Here is a 17,216-nt window from a genome sequence, read left to right as displayed (position 1 = left end):
AGCCGACCTCAAGGAAATGTGGCTCTGCTACAGAGAACCTCGCGGAACCGCAGTGCCCGGGTTCAATCGGGCCGCCACAGAACAGGACCGGGCCGCGGTTGCGTTTATCGGGGCCTCTCCCGCCGAGCACAAAGACTGGGTGCTCAAAATCGACTAACCACGCCGGCATCTAACTCTCTTGGTGGCGTTTCCTGTCCCTTGATTCTGCTGGCGTATTATCCCTTCTACCGTCGTCGTTACGACCCTCAATGATCTATGGCTTCGGCAGGTGACCCGTCCGCTTTCCGGGAAACGAGCGGGCCGCCGCCGTGCCGGCGAGCACTAAGGAACCCCGCACAAATGGCCGCGTGCGACCGGCGATGGCGGAAGGAACCATCCGTGTCATCACCGCTCCAGGGTTCTTTGCCTATCCGATTCGGCGAAACGGGATTGATGTTTGGGTGAGCCCCTGGCCACAGTCCAGATAGCGATTGAAATCTCTCCCTCAGGCTATGCCCGACCTGATCGGAGAGCACTCGACGCGGATAGCCTCCAGCGCCGACTGCCTGCGGCAGGCGAGCGGTCTTGTCGGCGATGCGTTGCGGCCCGGCACTGACTCGAAATATATCAGGATGCCTGGCGGCGCTGCCCATCCCGCGGCTGAGGACCCTACCGAAGGGGGCTGTGTTCGTCTGCAGTTGGAGATTCCATCTGCTCCTGGATGGTCCAGGCTGACCAGTCCAGAGGCTGGACCGAGGGACGGCCGAGCAGGTACCCCTGCCCTGCGGTCACGCCCAGTGCGTTGATTGCAGTAAGTTCGGCGCGTGTTTCGATTCCTTCGGCAATCACGTCGGCGCCGATCTGGCGGGCGAGCTCAACGATGGACGCCGCGCGGGTCTGTTGTCCCTTGGAGTCCTGAATGCCTTCGATCAGATGTCGATCCAGTTTGAGGATGTCCGGGCGCAGCCGTGTGATCTGGTCCATGGAAACGAAGCCTGCTCCAGAAGCGCTGAAAGCCAGCCGCAAACCGCGCCCCCGCAACGGTGCCAGCGCATCCGCCCAGGACAGACCTTCCGCCGTCCCGGGGTCGCCCGTGATTTCAACGACGATCCTGTCAGGGTCCAGCTGCGCCCCGCCCAGCGTTTCCCGTACGCGGGGGTCACGGCATGTTGCCGGAGTGAGGTTAAAGGCGACGAACCGGTTCCGGGGAACTTCCCGTGCCGCCGTCAGGGCGCAGCGCAAGGCAGCGATTTCCAGGTCCGTTCCCAGGCCCGCTGCCGCGGCTTCACGGAACCAGACATCTGCGCTGGCACCGTCATGATAGACAAACCTTGTCAGCGCCTCGACACCGATCACGTTCCCGTCCGGAAGCTTATTGATGGGCTGGAAAGCTGTCAGCAGCAGCTTGTCCCGCAAAACGGCCGTGATGCGTTTCCTGACGCCCACGCTAAAAGGCACCGGCACGGGCCGGGGCTTGACCGGGGATCCCGGGTGCAGGGCGCCCAGACCCGGGGGGAGCACGCTGTCAGGAGCTGATGCCCAACGGTTCCTGGTTGCGATCAGGTGCTCCAGCAGGGCGCCCTCCGGATCATCGGGCCGGGCCTGGATAAGATCCCGGAGCTGCGTCCTGGCCCATTCGCCGCCGGGATCCGTATCGGCCAGGACAGCGTCGATTATCTCCACCACTTGCTGGCGCAGAGCCGTGTGGTGCTCATCCCCTGCCGACGTGTCCGGGGCCCCAGCGCCCGTATGTTCTGCGCCGGCATCCGGTGAAACAGAAAACTCATCCCGAGACATCGGCCATTCCTCTGTGGCTATTCGTACTGGCTGAGCCCAATACGAGACAGGCCCAAATCCACAGAATGCGCATGACCGGGCTATCACGAATCCTACAGGCATTAGAACAAGCTTGTCATAAACTTTGTCAAAAGGATTCGCCCCAAACAGCAGGATTGCGAATCAGAGCCAACATTTTATGACAGGCGCACGTGGAATAACTGGGCTCCAAGCGAATTAGCGGCTTTCACCTGCCGCTGAGCCTTCCGCAGCCGTGGCAGGCGGTCTATCGGTGAACTTCACGCCGTCACTGCCCACCGCCTCATAGTCGATTCCTGACGCCGCCACCAGGTCACGAGCCTCGCTGAACGGTTTATCCGCGACGTCCGGAATGGTCTTCCGATCCTTGGCTGGCGCAGATGTTTCAACCGTCGCCGGTGGCTGCGGCGGCGGGCCCCCACAGCCCGTAAGCAGGATTGCTGAACAGGCCGCAGCAGCGACCATCGACCTAAATGAGAACCGGAAGGGGATGGAACCCGCTTTACCGCCCGGGTAGAAGCGGACTCAGGCCTAGGCGGTATTTTCGGAAAGGTTGCCGATCCGCTCGTTCAGAAGGCCTATTCCCGGACTAGTCGGGCGGACCTGGAAACGCTGGTGGAGATCCTCACGGAGCATTGAAATCACCCCAATAGCTCCTTGTATGGTGCACTCTCCCAGGTGGCCGTTCCAGACGATCACGGCTTGAGCGCGTTCGAGAAAGAGTGAGTCGACGGAGAACCCTTCAAGCGGGAGAGTGGATGGAGGGTGGCATCGGCGACTGGAAGGGCAACAGTTCCGCAGTGGCCAGAGTCTGCCGCAGTTCTGTGGGCTTGCGAATTCGTGCGTTTGCTTCCTCATACCTGAGGGAGCGTTTAGTGGGAGGTGGCTGTGGAGTCTCATGACTTAATTGACACTTCTGTCTCAAGACATCGTGGACAGTGTGTCCCCGAGACGTTCAGAACAGACTGTCGTCTAATGGTCCATCGGCATCAGTCCTGCTGCCAGCCCAATTGGGGGGTGTTAGAAGAAGCATTTGCGGTGTGAGGCTCTTTTTCTCGTCAGCCGCGGCGTGTTTTCGTGCTGTAAACGGTTCCGTCTCTGGGCATCGCTAAGAGGGTGTCGCAGCGTCTTCGGGCGAGGGCTACCAAGGCTCGGTTATGACGTCTGCCTTCGCTGCGTTTCCGGTCGTAGTAAGCCCGGCAGGCCGGATTAGCGGGCACCTCAGCGCAACTCCAGCATGGCGTCGCAAAGTGCGTCGTCACAAGCTAGTTCAGAAGAGGCCGGACACAACCGCGCGGGTAAGTTGATGGATGATCACAGTGCGTGCGGGTATGTCGACCAGGCCCGCGCCTAGGGTGTACACCACGAAAACGTACGCGTGACCGCCCTGGACCAGGATGCTCGCGTCGTGCAGGTTCCCGTTGAGCAGCCCGTACTTATGGAACACAGTAATGCCGGGCGGGACAGCGGTGGGAATCAGCGTCTCGTAGTTGGTGTGCTGCATGTAGGAGAGCAATTGGGCGGTATGAGCGCCGTTGATCAGCTTTCCGTTGTAGAGGAGGGCCAGTGTCCTGGCCGTTTCTGCCGGGGAAAGGGTGTTATAAGTTCTGTTGTAGGCAATCCCGATCGATGCTGCGTAATCATGGATCCGCTGGTATCCGATGGCTCGAACAATCAGTGCCCAGGAATCGTTGTTGCTTTGCTGGATCATTTGCTGGATCTGGAACGCAGCGGTCCAGCGGCCAAGTGGGGCTGTCAGGGATAGCTGGCCAGTTTCGGCAAAGTGGTAGTACGCGACCGCGGCCAGTATCTTTCCTGTGCTGGCTGCCACGAATTTTTCTCGGACCCCGTACTGGTGGACGGCGCCGTCTGCGGTGTAGATCAGGGCCACCCCCAGCTGGTACTGGCTGTTTGCCCCGATGATGCCGTTGATCTGCCCCTCCAGTTCGACGTCGATGTCTGTCTCGTGGGCCGGCAGGATGGGAGCCGCTTGCGCAGGAATCCTGGGCGCAGGCGGCGGGGTGGGCCAGGCTGCCTTTTTCGTCGCCGACGGGGCCGATGGCGAAACTGTTCGATTCGGGGCGGCCGGGGCGGTGGGGGCTGCCTTTTTCGTCGGTGCAGCGCTCGATGATGTTTTTTTGCTGGGGGACGTTGCTGCCGGGGCCGGAGCAGATAACTGTATTGTGGGGCTGCTGATGGCTGATGGCGCTGTCGCTGGTGGTGCCGATTGTGAGGCGGCGGGGGACGGTGCGGGCGCTGCTGCAGAGTTGCTGGTTGTGGCGATGACCACGACGGTGAGAGCGGCAAGGAAGCGCGCCGTGCGCGTAGCGTGCCAGCTCAGCCTCCGGTGCCGGGTCCCGGCGGGGTGCGTGCCATGGAACGTGTTCATCGCGGCGTCACCCACTGCCCTGACTGCTTTCGCCCATTGGGAAGTACACCCCCGCGTGCCGGCTCCTTGTGCGAATTTTTCAGCCGGAACCATCCGTTGACGTTAGGTTGAACCCACTCACCTCATGCGAGGATCAGTGGTCAAACAGCGTTTGTTCAGCACTCCCTCCGGGAAGCGGCCGTCAGTGACTGCCGAATGCCCCCAGCTTGGGACAAAGACACTAGAAAAACCTTTAACCCAGGCGGAGCCGCTCCTAGGGGCCACGGTGGGTCGGTTTCATCTCGACGACAGAGCTTGAAGTGATATCGGGTTATCGGCGTTTCACGATCAGCTTCGAAGGGGTTGACTGGCGCCTTCTTGACGCGGGTACCTGGCGGTTAGGTACCTCGCCGACCCTTGTGAAGGATTTCCTGGAGGCCGGTAGCTCCCTCCCCCGAGCCGATGTTCCGAACATGTCCTGGATGCACGGCTGCTTCTCACGGGGTTCCCAGACTCGCGGATTAGCGTGATGAGGGTCAAGTAGGAACCGAACTCAGGAGCAGCATCATGGCGGAACATGCTCGGGTAGTCATGGACGATAGCCCTATGCGGACGCCGTCGGCCCTGTTCTTCTGGGTCGTGTCCATCCTGGCCCTGTGCGCAGACGGCTACACCTCCGATGGACAGTTGCTGCGCGTGGCGATGGCGTATCCGTATTCCGAGGCGTTTTCTCTCGTTAGATGAGAGATTCTTGCTTAGAGCCTGTCACGTTGAAGGTTCCCGGGCGGAGCCCGGGCTTCCTGCCGAGGAGAAGGTTTTACTGCGCGCTAAGGGTCGAGTTTTGGGAGGCAGAGACGAGTGAAACAGGCCGTGTCAGGACCGCACCTGTCTATACGTGCGGGTTGAGTCCTCTGCCCGCCTTCTCCACTAATTCTGTAAGCCACGGCCGGTGGCCGGTCCATAGAAGTCCCGACTCCCCGCCGGAGCCCTTGGTTTCTAGAAACATAGGCAGAAGATGCCTCTGTGAGAGAATTCTGGTTGCCGTGCCGCCGGCAGCGCGGTACCGCGCTGCATGGTTTTCCAGGGCATCCACGAGCCACGTCCAGGCAACAGAACCCAGCATGGAGTCGTTTCCCATCCCCGCATCCTTTTGGGCCCGGATGTAGGTGACGATGCGGGACTCGCCCTCCCACACCGCCGAACCGTGGGGGGTCGTAAAGGAGGATATAGCGGCCCTTCGCAGATGAGCGTGGTTAGGGCGGTCTGAGGCTGGCGCCGCAGTTGCGTCCGTTTGCAGTGCGGCGTGGTGCGGCAGGAAAGAGGCCAGGGCCTCTTTGAATTGGTAGCGACCAAGCAAACCAATAACCGAAGAGACCCCGACGGTGTTGCCCGGCACCCCATCGCTGAGGCGAGCCGCTGAAAGCTGGACCGAGGACGTCGCCGCCCCTGCCGCGTCCCCGGTTTGGACTGAGGATTTCATGGGCGGCAACAGCGTAGAAGGCCGACGGGAGTGGCGCGTGCCCAACGGCCCTTTGCCCGTGCCAAAGGCCGTCCTTCCCGCAAAGGAAGCGGCGTCAAACCGTTCGGGAAACTGTTAGCTCGCCCATGGTGGTAACGCTCCTGTAACGCCGGGACCCTACCGTACTAGTCATCTACCGGTTTTGCGGGCACAAGTCCGGACGGTGCACGAAACGGCCCGCGGAAAGACGGGATCTGCTTCATGATCGATGACGGAAGATTTATTCACTACTCGGTGTCGCTCCCGGCCGGGGCGGAGCGGCAGCCGCTGCTTACCCAGCTGCGGCGCAGCCTTGGCACCCTGCGCTGGAAGAACCCGGACGTTGCTGTCGTCCTCTTCCTGTATGGCGAGATGTCCCCGGAACTGGCATGGATATGTCACAGCCATGACGTTATGGTGCAGCCGCAGGGCTCCTACGAGCAGCGGCTGGCTGAACTGTGCCCGCGGGGGTGGCCGGTCCTGGCTAAGTACCCCGTCCTGCACAAATTCCTCAATTTCAGCGCCTTTAGCGGCACCGGCGCCCGGCAGCTGCTGTACTGCGACTGTGACACCGTGTTCTTCAAGGACGTATCCGCACTGTTTGATACCTATGCCGATGCCGACCTCGTGGCCCGCGAGGAAGTGCATTCCACCCGCAGCCCCTACGGAGAGAACCGAGAATTCCTCGACGAGCCGCTGCTGCGGGGCCTGGCCGATATGACGAATGTTGCCTTCGTCCCCCCGTTCAATTCCGGGGTGGTGCTGCTGAACAACAATGTCTGGGCGGACTTCGTGCCCCTTGAGCGGGTGTTCATGGACTTTGCCTGGCGTCTTCTGCTCTCGGTCTCGCTGCGTCCGGCCCCTGCCGGTGCCGGCGGATACGGGCAGCTTGAAGGAAGCGAGTCCGCCGTGCATCTTGCCTCGGCCGCCGATCTGGCTGGCGCCCTGCCGTTTCCCTCTACCAACCCGTGGATTCTGGAAGAGGTAGCCCTCTGGCTGGCACTCGGTGCAATTCCGGGGCTGCGGACCAGAGATTTCCACCCGCACGACGTTGCACAGAACGGCGAGTTCGCCGCGTCCAAGCGGTTCCTGCCGGACTGGACGCTCTGTCACTACTACGCCGGAAACCAGGAGCGCATTGCTGCCTGGCTTAACGGTTCTTAATTGCGGCAAAAAGTACCCTGCTTAAGGAGACATCATGGCCAAGGACCAGCCCAGCAAAAAAGATACCCCCAAGGGCGGGCGCACGTCCGGGCAGTCCCCCGCGCCGGCGGCGGACGGCTCCGCTGCCTTTCCCGAGCGCATCTTTGCCAACGCTTCGCCGCTCTCGCAGGGCGGCATCTCACTGTTCACCCCGGGGCTGATCCCGACGCCTGATAATCTGGAGAACTTTCTGTCGCCGGTGGATCTCGTCGAGCGATGCGTCAACCTCCTGGCCGATGCCGGCTTCGACGTCCTGCAGGCCTCACAACTGACCATCAACATCGCCGGGCCCAGGGAGCTCTACGAAGAAATATTCGCCACCCATCTGATCACCCAAGAGAAGCTAACCGTCAAGCCGGGCGGAGTCGAGGAGGAAGCGACCTACATCGACTCAACAGACACCGATATCCCGGGCTTGATCACCGCCGACGGCTCACGTTTTGCCGGCCTGCTCGAAGGCATCGCGATCGAGGAACCGGTCTATCCGCACGCCGCGACCGCCTACCCGCCCACCAAGGCGTACTGGCACCTGGATGTGCCGGCCGATGTGTCGCTGGGCCTGAACGCGGAACGCGCGCACCGGGCGGGCATCACCGGCCGCAGGGTCACCGTGGCCATGGTCGACACCGGATGGCAGTCCCATCCCTTCTTCACCGACCGCGGATACCGCGTCGATCCCGTGGTCCTGGGACCGGGCACCGCAGACCCTGCCGTCGACGAGAACGGACACGGCACCGGGGAATCGGCCAATATCTTCTCCACGGCCCCGGATATCCTGCTCAAACCCGTCAAGACCGCCACAGCGTCCGGGGCCCTGGTGAACGTCACAGCAGCCTTCAATGCAGCCGCGGCCCTAGGCCCGGACATCATCACGAACAGCTGGGGTTCCAGTGTCCAGTCCGGCCCGCTCAGCGCCGCCAATCAGGCATTGGCAGCCGCTGTTGCCGCCGCCGTCACCGCCGGCATCACCGTGGTGTTTTCAGCTGGCAACGGCGGCTGGGGATTCCCGGGGCAGCATCCGGACGTCATCTCCGTAGGAGGCGTCGACATTGCCCAGGACGGTGCCCTGCGCGCGTCGGACTACACAAGCGGGTTCATGTCCAATGTTTATCCGGGTCGGCGGGTTCCGGATGCTTCTGGACTGGTCGGCATGCGGCCGGGAGCAAAGCTGATCATGCTGCCCGTACCTGCAGGCTGCGTCCTCGACACCAACTTGTCCGGGGGTACCCATCCGAACGGGGACGAGACCGCCCGGGACGACGGCTGGGCGACCTTCAGCGGAACATCTGCCGCGGCACCGCAGATTGCCGGTGTCTGTGCCCTGATGAAACAGGCCTGTCCCCGGCTGACGTCAGCGGAGATCCGCAGCATTCTCATGCAGACGGCCCGCGACGTGACAACCGGCACCAACCACCCCAACTTCGGGAACCCCGCCACCGTCGGCCCCGACTTGGCCACCGGCAACGGGCTGGTGGACGCGCACAAAGCGGTGCTCATAGCCAAGCTCCGCTGCACGGTGGTGCCGGTCCCGCCGGTGCTGCCGATCCCGCCTATAGTCCCGTTCCGTCCGGTCATCCCAGTACTGCCATTCCGCCCGCCAGTCATCCCGGTACTGCCGTTCCGCCCGCCGGTCATCCCGGTACTCCCGTTCCGGCCCCCGGCCGGACCCATCACCGGCGCGCAGGAAGGGACCGAACAGTACCCCGCGGGGGCGCCGATGAGCGCTGACGACATTGAAGAGGTCGAACGGATTATCATCAGCTGTCCCGAACCGCCGGAAATTTGAGATATGGGAACGCGTGGCGAAACCACCGTCGCCTTGGTCCTGCTCACTGCACGGTCAGGACGGAAAGTCACCGGAGATACGCCGCTGACGGCGCAGACCTTACCGGAATATGCACCCGACCCCGCCGAAGCCGCCATCGTGACCGAGATCCTGCAGACCGCAGGCTTCAGAGTGGGCCCGGTCATCGGCATCAGCATGTCGATCGAGGGCAGCCCCCGCCTGTTCAACGAATTCTTCGGAACAGAGATTATGCGCACGGACCGCGGCGGCTGGGTCGCCAGAAGCGGCAGCGGATCTACCGGGCTGGAACTGCCGACGGCGCGGCTGCCCCGGCAGCTGCAGGGCCTCATCGCCGCAGTGACCTTCGAGCCGCCCGCGGAACTCCTGGCCGACGGCGGTTGACCATGTACCTGCCTGCCACCGCCACCATGCGGACCGCGGGGACCCGGCGGCTGGCCGCCGGCCCTCTTGGACGGGCCGGCGGGGTCGCCGTCTTTGAGGGCCTGCCCGACAACGCCATCTGCACACAACTGCTCCGCGAGGCACTGAAGGCCTACGGCAGCTCATCCCGACAGATCGTGCTCACCGGCGACAACGCACCCGGACGGGGCGGCTCCCCGCCCAGGGCGCTGAACACCGCCGGAGGAAGCCCGGAACAGGACGCCCTCTACGCATCGGACTGGCTGCACGCCTTCCTCTCCCAGCAATGCGGCGTGCCAGTCACCCCCACGGGGACCCGGGGCAGCTACAGCTTCTACGTGGCACCCGGCGACTACCTGGGCCTGCATCTGGACATCGACAGCTGCGACGTGACCCTGATTACGGTGCTGCGTGACGACACGAGTCCCGACGATCCCGCCGGCGGGCTGCTCGTGCACCTGGGCGCTTTCGGCGGGACGCTGCACCAAGTGCGGCGGTCCCCCCAACACGGCACGGCGCTAGTCAAGGCGCGGGCCGGCCAAAGCATTGTCCTGCTCGGCGGGCTGCTTCCGCATGAGACAATTCCGCTGGGTGACAGCGGCCAGCGCATCATCTCGGCCCTGTGCTTCCGTGCCGGCTGACAGACGTAGGGAAGGGGCCAGGGCAGGCCACGGTGGGCGGGGGCGGGGACGTTCCGGGCAACTACCAGATTTGATAAGACGTGCCTGGTCGGTGCATCAAATAATCTATGCCCGCATCGTGGTCGCCATCCAGAGCCTGGGTCAAACAGTGCAGTTCTGGGAATGGAGGGCTGCGTTACAACTCACTCAGCAGTGAGGGGTGCCGGATTCCAAGGAATCCTGCACCCCTCACAACCGCTTAGGCGACCCGATCTGGTGCTTTTCAGACGTTGAAATGTTGACCACGGTAGGAGACCCAAACACCTTGAGAGATGTTGTAAACGGGAGTTACAACGCCAAGCCTCCACCACGGACGCTTGCACCAAATTACTCCCGTCAAATGGTTCCCGGCGTTAACCCTTGCGCCGATGTTGATTGTGCGTCCTCGGGTATAAGGGGCATAGCCATACTGCGACCCCATTTGGACTGCTACTACAGAGCCTCCGCCTGTGGCAGCGCATCGCCAGTCTCCAAATCTCACGGATACAGTTGCTCCCGCTGCATTCGCCGGTCCAGCGGACACAACACCGGCGAAAGCTAGTGTTATGGCGACGGCGACTGCCGAAGCTGTAGAGGATAACTTGTGTTTCACGAATGGCTCCTTCTGACCAATGAGTGCGAGTACTGCTATTTGATCAGGGTGCCGAGCTCCGATCTAGTGGCCTGTTCATGGGCACTTTGTTGGGAGTGCCGCATGCAGTCCTCCTGTTTGGGAGGTGATTGTAAGCGCCTATTCGAGAATGCGTTTTTGTGCTGCTTCCTCCACAGTCAGCCCGTCTCCGGGATCAACGAAACCTAGGTAGAGGCCCAGGGCTGCTGTCCCCAGAATCGTCGATTTTGTTTCGTGGTCGAGGATGGGTTCATCGACGCCGGCGAGCAGGCGCATGCCGAGACCTTCGGCGGTGGATTGCAGGATGATGTTGAAGGTTTCCATGGTAACGCCGGGCCGGAATTTCACACCGTGTACCTTGAAGATCTGCGTGTAGAGAGCCGTCCAAGCCTCGGAAAGCGTCGCATACATTCTCGACAACGCTTCAGATGCAACCGAGTCTGCGCCGGCGGAGGCGACGGCAAGAAGTTGGAATCTGTAGGCAGGGAGCTCAAGAACGAGTTTCAGGTCTTCGTATGCAATTCGATGCACAGAACCTGAGAATTCTTCTGCTGAGCTCAACATCTCCTCGGCGCTCCGGGACAGGGCGATATGGAGGCTCCAATGGCGGGCGGTCAGCGCGTAGGAGATGAAGTCGGCAAGAAAATGCTGATGCGCCGTCCATCGGTCCCGGAATTTACCAGGGGTCGGTATCAGGTCTGGGGAGTCTACGAGAGTCTGCGCCAGAACCTTGGGACGCGACAGGTACGACATCGTGGGGCGGACCTCTTCAGCGTCGTTGGGGGTTCCCAAGAAGAGTTCTTCAGTTAGTTTCAGGGCAGAAGCCAGGAATGCCTTGGTCAATGGATCGTTGGCCAATTTCTGCCGGCCTTTGGCCGTGACTCGCGCCAGGTTGGTGACAACGTCGGATAGATCACCAGGATCCTCGTGCCGCGCTGGTATCCCTTCAGTGTTCTGTACGTCGAATTCCACCTATCGCATCCTCTTCACATCTGTTAAGGGTTCAATCCAATGACCTCAAACTAGTTCACGCCTCAATTGCTTGGCGGTTTGTGTCGGATCCGTGACGGTTAAGCCGATCGCCATATGAGATGTGCTCGTAAACGAGCGAAAAGCGAGCTTCAGATCCGTGCCAGCACGCCGATATCGCCCTCGCCACCACATGCTCATGTGTTGGCGATCTCCGGCACTGCGATGGAGTCGCTGGCTCCGCAATGTCGCGCTGAATCTGGCCGATCGGAGGCGGCAAGCGCGACTCCCTAGATGGATATGCGGAATGGCCGCAACCGGGTTACTGGGTTGTCCTCGATCGTGAACCCCTCTCGCTCCGCGATGAATAGGCACGACCAGTGACAGCGGCAAAGATCGCCCCCAACCCTTAGCTCAGTTAAACAATCGTGGATGTCCAGCGTGCCCCGAGCCTGGCTGGAATTAGATGGTGAGTTAGATCGGCACGCTTGGCTTGAAGATTGTCACTACTGTCGCCGCGAAGTAATGGGTGCAACTCACACAAGCGGTGGAGGTGTGCCTGAAAGGGTCGAAGTCGACGGAGGGGGTCGCCGAACAACGCCAACTTCGGCGACTAGAGCCTACTTCTCCTCGTCGAACCAGCGATATGTCGAAGAGACTTCGTCCAGCGTTTTCAGTTGCCTGGTTCGTTCGGCGAGCATCCGTTCTGATGCAATCTGCACGATGTCGATCGGCCAGTTCTCAGGCTCGAAAAGTATCTCTTTTGCAAGCGGGACGGTCATGTTTGCGAGGATGGCATCGCTGGCCCAGCTGCCTGGCGGGAGGGCTCGACGGGCGTGCTTGAACGCAGCCAGTTTCAGCTTTCTCTTGGTATACGTGGCGCCAACGGCCTCACGGCCGTCGGTGACCCCTGACCGAAGCAAGTCACCGAGTTTCATTTCGAGTTCCGGCCCGACTCGCTTCTTGGTTGCGTCGGAGCCGACGATTCTCACGAGCCAGAGTGCCCTCCCGGAAAAGTCTATTTGCCTTGTTCGCAGAGCAATCCTGGAGGGCGAGTGGGCGCACCCTGCGAGTAAGCGCGTCCGTGCGAAGGGTGTGTTCAACACTTCTGTAGCGTTTCGGCGCAGTGTGCCGACCACTCCGTCGATGATGTCCGAGAGCTCAATGAACACCTTGGCGTGCGAACGCTCGAAAAGGGCCAAGATCGCAATCATGCGATCGCAAGGTTCTTTGATCGACTCCAAATGGGTCCGCCACCATTCAGAGTTCCCACGGTTTGCCCGGTATGCGGCCTCTGTTGCAACCGCTTCGGACAGGTCTCTGTTCGTGTTGCGTCCCATGGATACAATCGCCGCGCTGTCAATGCTCTCCGGGATTGCCGACACGGCGCGACGTAAGACATAGCCGTCACCCCAAACCTCGGCCAACTTAAGAAGCCGCTCTTGCCAGTCGGCGGGCGACGACGAATCGAAGTTGTCAGGGAATGTCAACGTAGCTCTCAGAATGCGCGAGCTGGAAGAGTCAATGTCGAGTCGAGCCGCACGCCCTCGAGAAAGCATGTCGTCAGCTTGAGACGTACGGAGGACTGTCCCAGCTGCCGCAATTTCGGCGCATTCGATCAGGATCGCTAAGTCAGTTCTGCCCGGGTCAGATCTGGTGCTGCCTGCGGTCCCGTCGTTGAGTTCCCTCCTTGCCGCCTTGAGTATCTCCAAATCTCCGCCGTCGTATCGTCCTCGGGCAAGAAGGTCTGTGAACCACTCAACATCCTGGTCAACTTTGCTGATCAGGGAGCGCAGTTGGCTAACCTGCTCGTCACCAAGTGCGCCGAAGACTCCAAGGATCGAAGCTGACTCGAACCATTCCGGGCTCATGTCAAATTGGCTCCACCACCAGCTCGCAAGGTCATCCTCGGGTATCGCATGGCCCCTCAGGCACCTAGCGATTGCTTCGCGTCGCTCATTGGATTCATTGCCTTCGAGTCTCTCTTTCAAATGGGCAACGGCTTGGGAACGGCCAGGCAAGCTGGGGTTGAGGCGGGCGTGAACACTTCCTCCTAGGTGGCTCGAGGTGACTCAATAAGCACTGGGGCATACTTGCTTGCTGTGAAGGAAGCCGATCCCTGGTAATGGCTATGAGTTCGCAGCGCCAACTGTCCGATGCTGCTACCTGACAAGCAGCGCGCACGGCAGTAACAAAAGTTCTACACGCCTCAGTAAAATGCTTTTTCGCCCCCCCCCACCAGACATTGCTTCTGGGCGCGAGTGTGCAGATGAATATGCGACATCAATCTACGAGGAATCAGGGCGGCCACTGGAGTGTCCGACGCCTACAGCCCACGTATGAAAATGACATCTCAGCTCGCAAGGGCCTTTACGCCGAAGGTTCCTGACCGAAGAGGCGCTCCGTTAGGAATAACCTCACGCCCTCAACCGCGTTCTCGTCGCGGTTCCTGGTTAGCGTTGAGTGCTTTCGCTCATTTCGTCCGCCCAGGGGAAACACCTGCATCCTTTCCGGGCCCAGTAGCCCCTCTGCGGCCTTCAGCTTTGCGGCAGGCGACAAGCAATCACGACGGAACCTGTAGCCCCGTACAAGTAGGTCAGTGCGCGTCTGCAGGGCGTGGCGGTCTTGTGGAGAAAGACCCAGGGAGCTAGGCCACAGGGGGATGCTCGGTTGAGCTACAACCGCCGCTGTCACCCGGGGATCAACGGCAAGTGCGAGCGCGAAGTTGCCGGTGAAGCACATGCCAATCACGCCGTAGGATTCCTTGCGCCCACGCGCTACGTGCTCGTCGGCGAAATCTCGCAGCCAACGTACTGATGCACTGACCTTGTGCAGGGCCAGTAGGTGCACCTCGCGGCGCACGCATATTTGTTTGATGGAATCGACGGGTTTTGCATCACCGTCGCGTCCGAAGATCGATGGAACGACGACTCGAAAGTCCTGAGCTAGCGTGTTGGCCAACTGAGTGAGATCCATCAAGATTCCGGGGAATTCGTGCAGTAACATCACGCTGGGCGAAGCCACTCTCTGTCGTTCGGGGGCAATCACGTAGAACGCGTGGAAGTGGTTCCCGTGAGCGTAGGTGTGCCGCTCCCAGCCGTCCGGGCACCAAGTTGGGTCTTGTCGCGTCTCTGAAGTCATCCTGCACCTACTTTTCCGCTAATTTCTCGTGAAGCAGCTCTCCAACTTGTCTCTCCTGATTCGAAGCGTCTCGCGGCGGGCCGCCAAGGCCGCAGGAAGACAGGGCCTCCGCTGCGCGTTCCTTTGCAGAGGGCGAACAGCTCAGCTTGGGACCTAATTAGGTCAGCACTAGTCCCCCGCGAAAGGCGGCTAGCCTAAGATAGGGATGTTCCTCTAGCGCCACTGTGCGATGCCAACTCCGATGTTCGCTTCGGGTCCTAGAACTGCCCGAGCCATCTGGGGCAATTCGATGCGAGCAACCCAACTGGGCGCCTCCGGTATATCGTCTCGGGCTGGCTGCCAAGACAATTGTTTGTCTAGAACTTCTTTTCTGGCTATCGCTCCGGGAAGCTCCGAGTTCCATTGATATAGCGCCTTGCCGATGCTGCCGTCCTCATTCGCGTAAACATCCATTACCAGCGTGTCCTGCCAGTCGGCGACCTGCTCGAGGTGTGAACCAAAAATGATGAATCCCTTGCTTTCCCGGAGAGCATAAACGCGCAGGTCCAGCGTGTATCTTCTAGGCCCTTCAAAAGCCTCTTTGGGCATCAAAAAAGCGGTCACTAACGGCACTGGGCGTAGGGGCGCATCACGGTTTTCCTCGTTCAAGATGACCGGGCAGTGAGTCCGAGTGGATTGGTAGTGCATAAGTACAGGAACTTCACGGATGGCGAGTGCGACGTCTGCCTGCCAGATAGTGTCATCTCTTGTATCTAGGTCGAGATCTGAAAGGTTAAGAGCGACCTTGAGGTTGCCGAAAAGGAAGCGTTGAAGGTTTTGGTAGCCCTCCTCCGAGTTGACCAAGCCGTAACGCCCTGAATGGGAGCGGTGGATGTAGGCCCGGTTCGAACCTTTTACGTACGCATTGCGGATCTGGACGAGCCCGTCGCTCTTGACGCCCACGGCACGAGACGACCAACCTAATGCTGCTTCGTAGTCGCCAGGATTTGTGCCTACCAGGGACAGGAACCTTTCGGCGGGTAGAGCGCTGAAATAGGGTACACGCGAGTCCCATCCTTTCTTTGGCTCAAAGTTCTCTTGCCCCTTGGGGCAGAGGTATTCACGCATGCGGCGCTCTTTGAAGATGTCCGACCCATTCGGACCAAACGTCTCGATAATCCAGTCCCCTATTGGTCCTCCGAGGTCGATGTCGATCCCGCCGTGAGGGGTTCCATAGGTAACAACTTTCGAAACCGGAAACGGTGGTGGCACCTTACCGGATGGCACTTCCTTTCGGCGATCAGGTCTAGAAGCAAGTTTCTGTCCACGAGTTCCCTCTTCGCCACTCTGCCGTGGTTTTGTTCGTGAACGCCAAGGCAAAAGATTCCGCCAGAACCCACCTCTGTCTGAGGGGTCGGGTGCAGCGCCCTCGCCTTCCTCAATTTGTTCCAGCGTTGGAGTTCGGTGCGGGTCATACATGAACCGCTGAATAGCTGACCTGCAGACCAGCCCTCCCATAGAATGGGCCACGAGATAGACTTGGTCGGCATCTTTCGTCTTGTCCAGCACCGCGTCTATGTATTTGATCAGCCCCTCGGCGGCAGACTCGATCTTGAAAGGCCCGGGCGATTCCTCGTGTACGGCGGCACTGCGTTCGGGTGTGGCTGCTGTGGGGTCGAAGGTGGAGGCACTACGGTCGTAAAAGCGATACACCCAAATCGTCTTGGGCGAGAGCTCATTTTTAACGGCGTTGCGGAGCACGGATCCCTGGTTGCCGTCTACCCTAAGTTCGTACTTATGGTCGAGCATGAGACGCAGCAGCGGCGATTCGAACTGGTGAAAACGGGGGTCTCCGTGTGCACCCAGCCGGATGTGCGTTGAGCCCTCGTTGAAGCCATAAAAGGGATCGTCAACGGCTCGGTCGATCCCTGTAGCGCCGCCAGCAAATCCTCTCACATAGATGATGGGAAGATATTGGGTCATAACAATTCCTACTGCAGTTAGAGGCGGGCATGCTTCGGAAATTGTCAGGATCATCGGCCGTCGGAGTCACCTGATTTGTTTCGAGTAAGGTAGTCCGCGGACCGTTACTACGGCGTTACTAGCCCGGGGTTTTCATGAGGGTGGCGCTCGTCCGGTTGCCGGCCTGCTTTTCAGCTCGGCGATAGCGGCTGTTAGCGGCCATGAAAAACTGCCCATAGGCGGCCACGAAATTGCCCGCTGGCGGCCAGTAGAACTGCCCGCCGGTGGCCACGAGATCTGCCCACTTCCTTACTAAACCGACCGCGCCTTTAAGCGGTGGGGGCCTCTCCCTGGGGTTTGATGACGGTGTCTAAGCGCACCAAGCAAACCAGGAAGAGGCCCTGTATGAAGTCTGACGGAGAAATCATGGAAATTCTTGCTGCCTACGATCTGACCGGATCGTTGCGCGCCACCGCGGAGCTCACGGGCTGCTCGCACCACACCGTTGCCAAACACGTCCAGGCCCGCGACGCCGGCCGACCGATCGGGGCACCCGCCGCCCGGGGCCGAGTCACCGACGCGTTCCTGCCCAAGATCGAGGAATGGATCGAAACCTCCAAGGGCCGGATCCGCGCTGATAAGGCGCACGAAAAGCTCCTCGCCCTGGGCTACACGGGTTCCGAACGCTCCACCCGCCGCGCGATCGCCCAGGTCAAGGCCGCGTGGCGGCTGGGCCATACCCGCGTTCACCGGCCCTGGATCACCGAACCGGGCATGTGGCTTTTATGAAGAATTCTTCATAAAAG

13 protein-coding genes and 2 pseudogenes are annotated in these 17,216 nt (G+C 60.6%); 6 read left to right on the top strand and 9 right to left on the bottom strand.

What is annotated here, in order from left to right; all coding sequences use genetic code 11:
* Positions 1-648: 648 nt before the first annotated feature.
* The 3 genes and pseudogenes from AC6CH3_RS15270 to AC6CH3_RS15260 form a co-directional block, all read right to left on the bottom strand.
* Positions 649-1,776 (bottom strand): EAL domain-containing protein, encoded by a 1,128-nt coding sequence (locus AC6CH3_RS15270; RefSeq protein WP_498133221.1) that lies wholly within the window; start codon positions 1,774-1,776, stop codon positions 649-651.
* Positions 1,777-2,852: 1,076 nt separating this feature from the next.
* Positions 2,853-3,005, bottom strand: a pseudogene (locus AC6CH3_RS15265) (IS110 family transposase); the annotation flags it as partial.
* A 59-nt stretch (positions 3,006-3,064) separates the two neighbouring features.
* Positions 3,065-4,198: a serine hydrolase gene (locus AC6CH3_RS15260; protein ID WP_498133220.1), complete on the bottom strand. Its 1,134-nt coding sequence runs from the start codon at positions 4,196-4,198 to the stop codon at positions 3,065-3,067.
* A 531-nt stretch (positions 4,199-4,729) separates the two neighbouring features.
* Here AC6CH3_RS15260 and AC6CH3_RS15255 point away from each other — a divergent pair.
* A complete protein-coding gene (locus AC6CH3_RS15255; protein WP_498133219.1) occupies positions 4,730-4,906 on the top strand; it encodes a hypothetical protein in 177 nt (58 codons plus the stop codon).
* Between the two features lie 145 nt (positions 4,907-5,051).
* On the opposite strand, the gene AC6CH3_RS15250 is transcribed toward AC6CH3_RS15255, so the two are convergent.
* Positions 5,052-5,642, bottom strand: coding sequence for a DUF3000 family protein (locus AC6CH3_RS15250; protein WP_498133218.1), 591 nt, complete (start codon positions 5,640-5,642; stop codon positions 5,052-5,054).
* Positions 5,643-5,882: 240 nt separating this feature from the next.
* Between AC6CH3_RS15250 and AC6CH3_RS15245 the strand changes: the two genes are divergently transcribed.
* From AC6CH3_RS15245 to AC6CH3_RS15230, 4 genes are read left to right on the top strand one after another with little or no spacing between them, the layout of a single operon-like run.
* On the top strand, positions 5,883-6,824 hold the full coding sequence (locus AC6CH3_RS15245; protein WP_498133217.1) for a hypothetical protein: 942 nt from the start codon (positions 5,883-5,885) through the stop codon (positions 6,822-6,824).
* A gap of 34 nt (positions 6,825-6,858) precedes the next feature.
* Positions 6,859-8,649 carry a S8 family serine peptidase gene (locus tag AC6CH3_RS15240; protein ID WP_498133216.1) on the top strand — a complete coding sequence of 597 codons (1,791 nt, stop codon included), beginning with the start codon at positions 6,859-6,861 and terminating at the stop codon, positions 8,647-8,649.
* 3 nt (positions 8,650-8,652) lie between these two features.
* Positions 8,653-9,051: a hypothetical protein gene (locus tag AC6CH3_RS15235; protein WP_498133215.1), complete on the top strand. Its 399-nt coding sequence runs from the start codon at positions 8,653-8,655 to the stop codon at positions 9,049-9,051.
* A gap of 2 nt (positions 9,052-9,053) precedes the next feature.
* Positions 9,054-9,710: a hypothetical protein gene (locus AC6CH3_RS15230; protein WP_498133214.1), complete on the top strand. Its 657-nt coding sequence runs from the start codon at positions 9,054-9,056 to the stop codon at positions 9,708-9,710.
* A 769-nt stretch (positions 9,711-10,479) separates the two neighbouring features.
* On the opposite strand, the gene AC6CH3_RS15225 is transcribed toward AC6CH3_RS15230, so the two are convergent.
* The 5 genes from AC6CH3_RS15225 to AC6CH3_RS15205 form a co-directional block, all read right to left on the bottom strand.
* Entirely contained in the window at positions 10,480-11,331 is an 852-nt protein-coding gene (locus AC6CH3_RS15225) for a hypothetical protein (RefSeq protein WP_498133213.1), read from the bottom strand.
* Positions 11,332-11,948: 617 nt separating this feature from the next.
* Positions 11,949-13,199, bottom strand: a complete 1,251-nt coding sequence (locus AC6CH3_RS15220; protein WP_498133212.1) for a hypothetical protein — start codon at positions 13,197-13,199, stop codon at positions 11,949-11,951.
* Between the two features lie 499 nt (positions 13,200-13,698).
* The gene (locus AC6CH3_RS15215) at positions 13,699-14,469 is read right to left on the bottom strand and encodes a dienelactone hydrolase family protein (protein ID WP_498133211.1); all 771 of its coding nucleotides are present in this window, start codon (positions 14,467-14,469) and stop codon (positions 13,699-13,701) included.
* A 213-nt stretch (positions 14,470-14,682) separates the two neighbouring features.
* Entirely contained in the window at positions 14,683-16,431 is a 1,749-nt protein-coding gene (locus tag AC6CH3_RS15210; RefSeq protein WP_498133210.1) for an esterase/lipase family protein, read from the bottom strand.
* Between the two features lie 118 nt (positions 16,432-16,549).
* Positions 16,550-16,702, bottom strand: a complete 153-nt coding sequence (locus AC6CH3_RS15205; RefSeq protein ID WP_498133209.1) for a hypothetical protein — start codon at positions 16,700-16,702, stop codon at positions 16,550-16,552.
* Positions 16,703-16,815: 113 nt separating this feature from the next.
* Here AC6CH3_RS15205 and AC6CH3_RS15200 point away from each other — a divergent pair.
* Positions 16,816-17,193, top strand: a pseudogene (locus AC6CH3_RS15200) (IS21 family transposase); the annotation flags it as partial.
* Positions 17,194-17,216 lie beyond the last annotated feature (23 nt).

This window comes from Arthrobacter sp. GQ119 (assembly GCF_059759125.1).
The sequence above is the reverse complement of the archived record's forward strand: the minus strand, read 5'-3'. Positions and strand labels throughout refer to the sequence as shown.

Bases quoted from the DNA above. Each gene is read 5' to 3' on its own strand.
- AC6CH3_RS15270 (WP_498133221.1), bottom strand. From the start codon at position 1,776: ATGTCTCGGGATGAGTTTTCTGTTTCACCGGATGCCGGCGCAGAACAT.
- AC6CH3_RS15255 (WP_498133219.1), top strand. From the start codon at position 4,730: ATGGCGGAACATGCTCGGGTAGTCATGGACGATAGCCCTATGCGGACG.
- AC6CH3_RS15250 (WP_498133218.1), bottom strand. From the start codon at position 5,642: ATGAAATCCTCAGTCCAAACCGGGGACGCGGCAGGGGCGGCGACGTCC.
- AC6CH3_RS15245 (WP_498133217.1), top strand. From the start codon at position 5,883: ATGATCGATGACGGAAGATTTATTCACTACTCGGTGTCGCTCCCGGCC.
- AC6CH3_RS15240 (WP_498133216.1), top strand. From the start codon at position 6,859: ATGGCCAAGGACCAGCCCAGCAAAAAAGATACCCCCAAGGGCGGGCGC.
- AC6CH3_RS15235 (WP_498133215.1), top strand. From the start codon at position 8,653: ATGGGAACGCGTGGCGAAACCACCGTCGCCTTGGTCCTGCTCACTGCA.
- AC6CH3_RS15230 (WP_498133214.1), top strand. From the start codon at position 9,054: ATGTACCTGCCTGCCACCGCCACCATGCGGACCGCGGGGACCCGGCGG.
- AC6CH3_RS15220 (WP_498133212.1), bottom strand. From the start codon at position 13,199: ATGAGCCCGGAATGGTTCGAGTCAGCTTCGATCCTTGGAGTCTTCGGC.
- AC6CH3_RS15215 (WP_498133211.1), bottom strand. From the start codon at position 14,469: ATGACTTCAGAGACGCGACAAGACCCAACTTGGTGCCCGGACGGCTGG.
- AC6CH3_RS15210 (WP_498133210.1), bottom strand. From the start codon at position 16,431: ATGACCCAATATCTTCCCATCATCTATGTGAGAGGATTTGCTGGCGGC.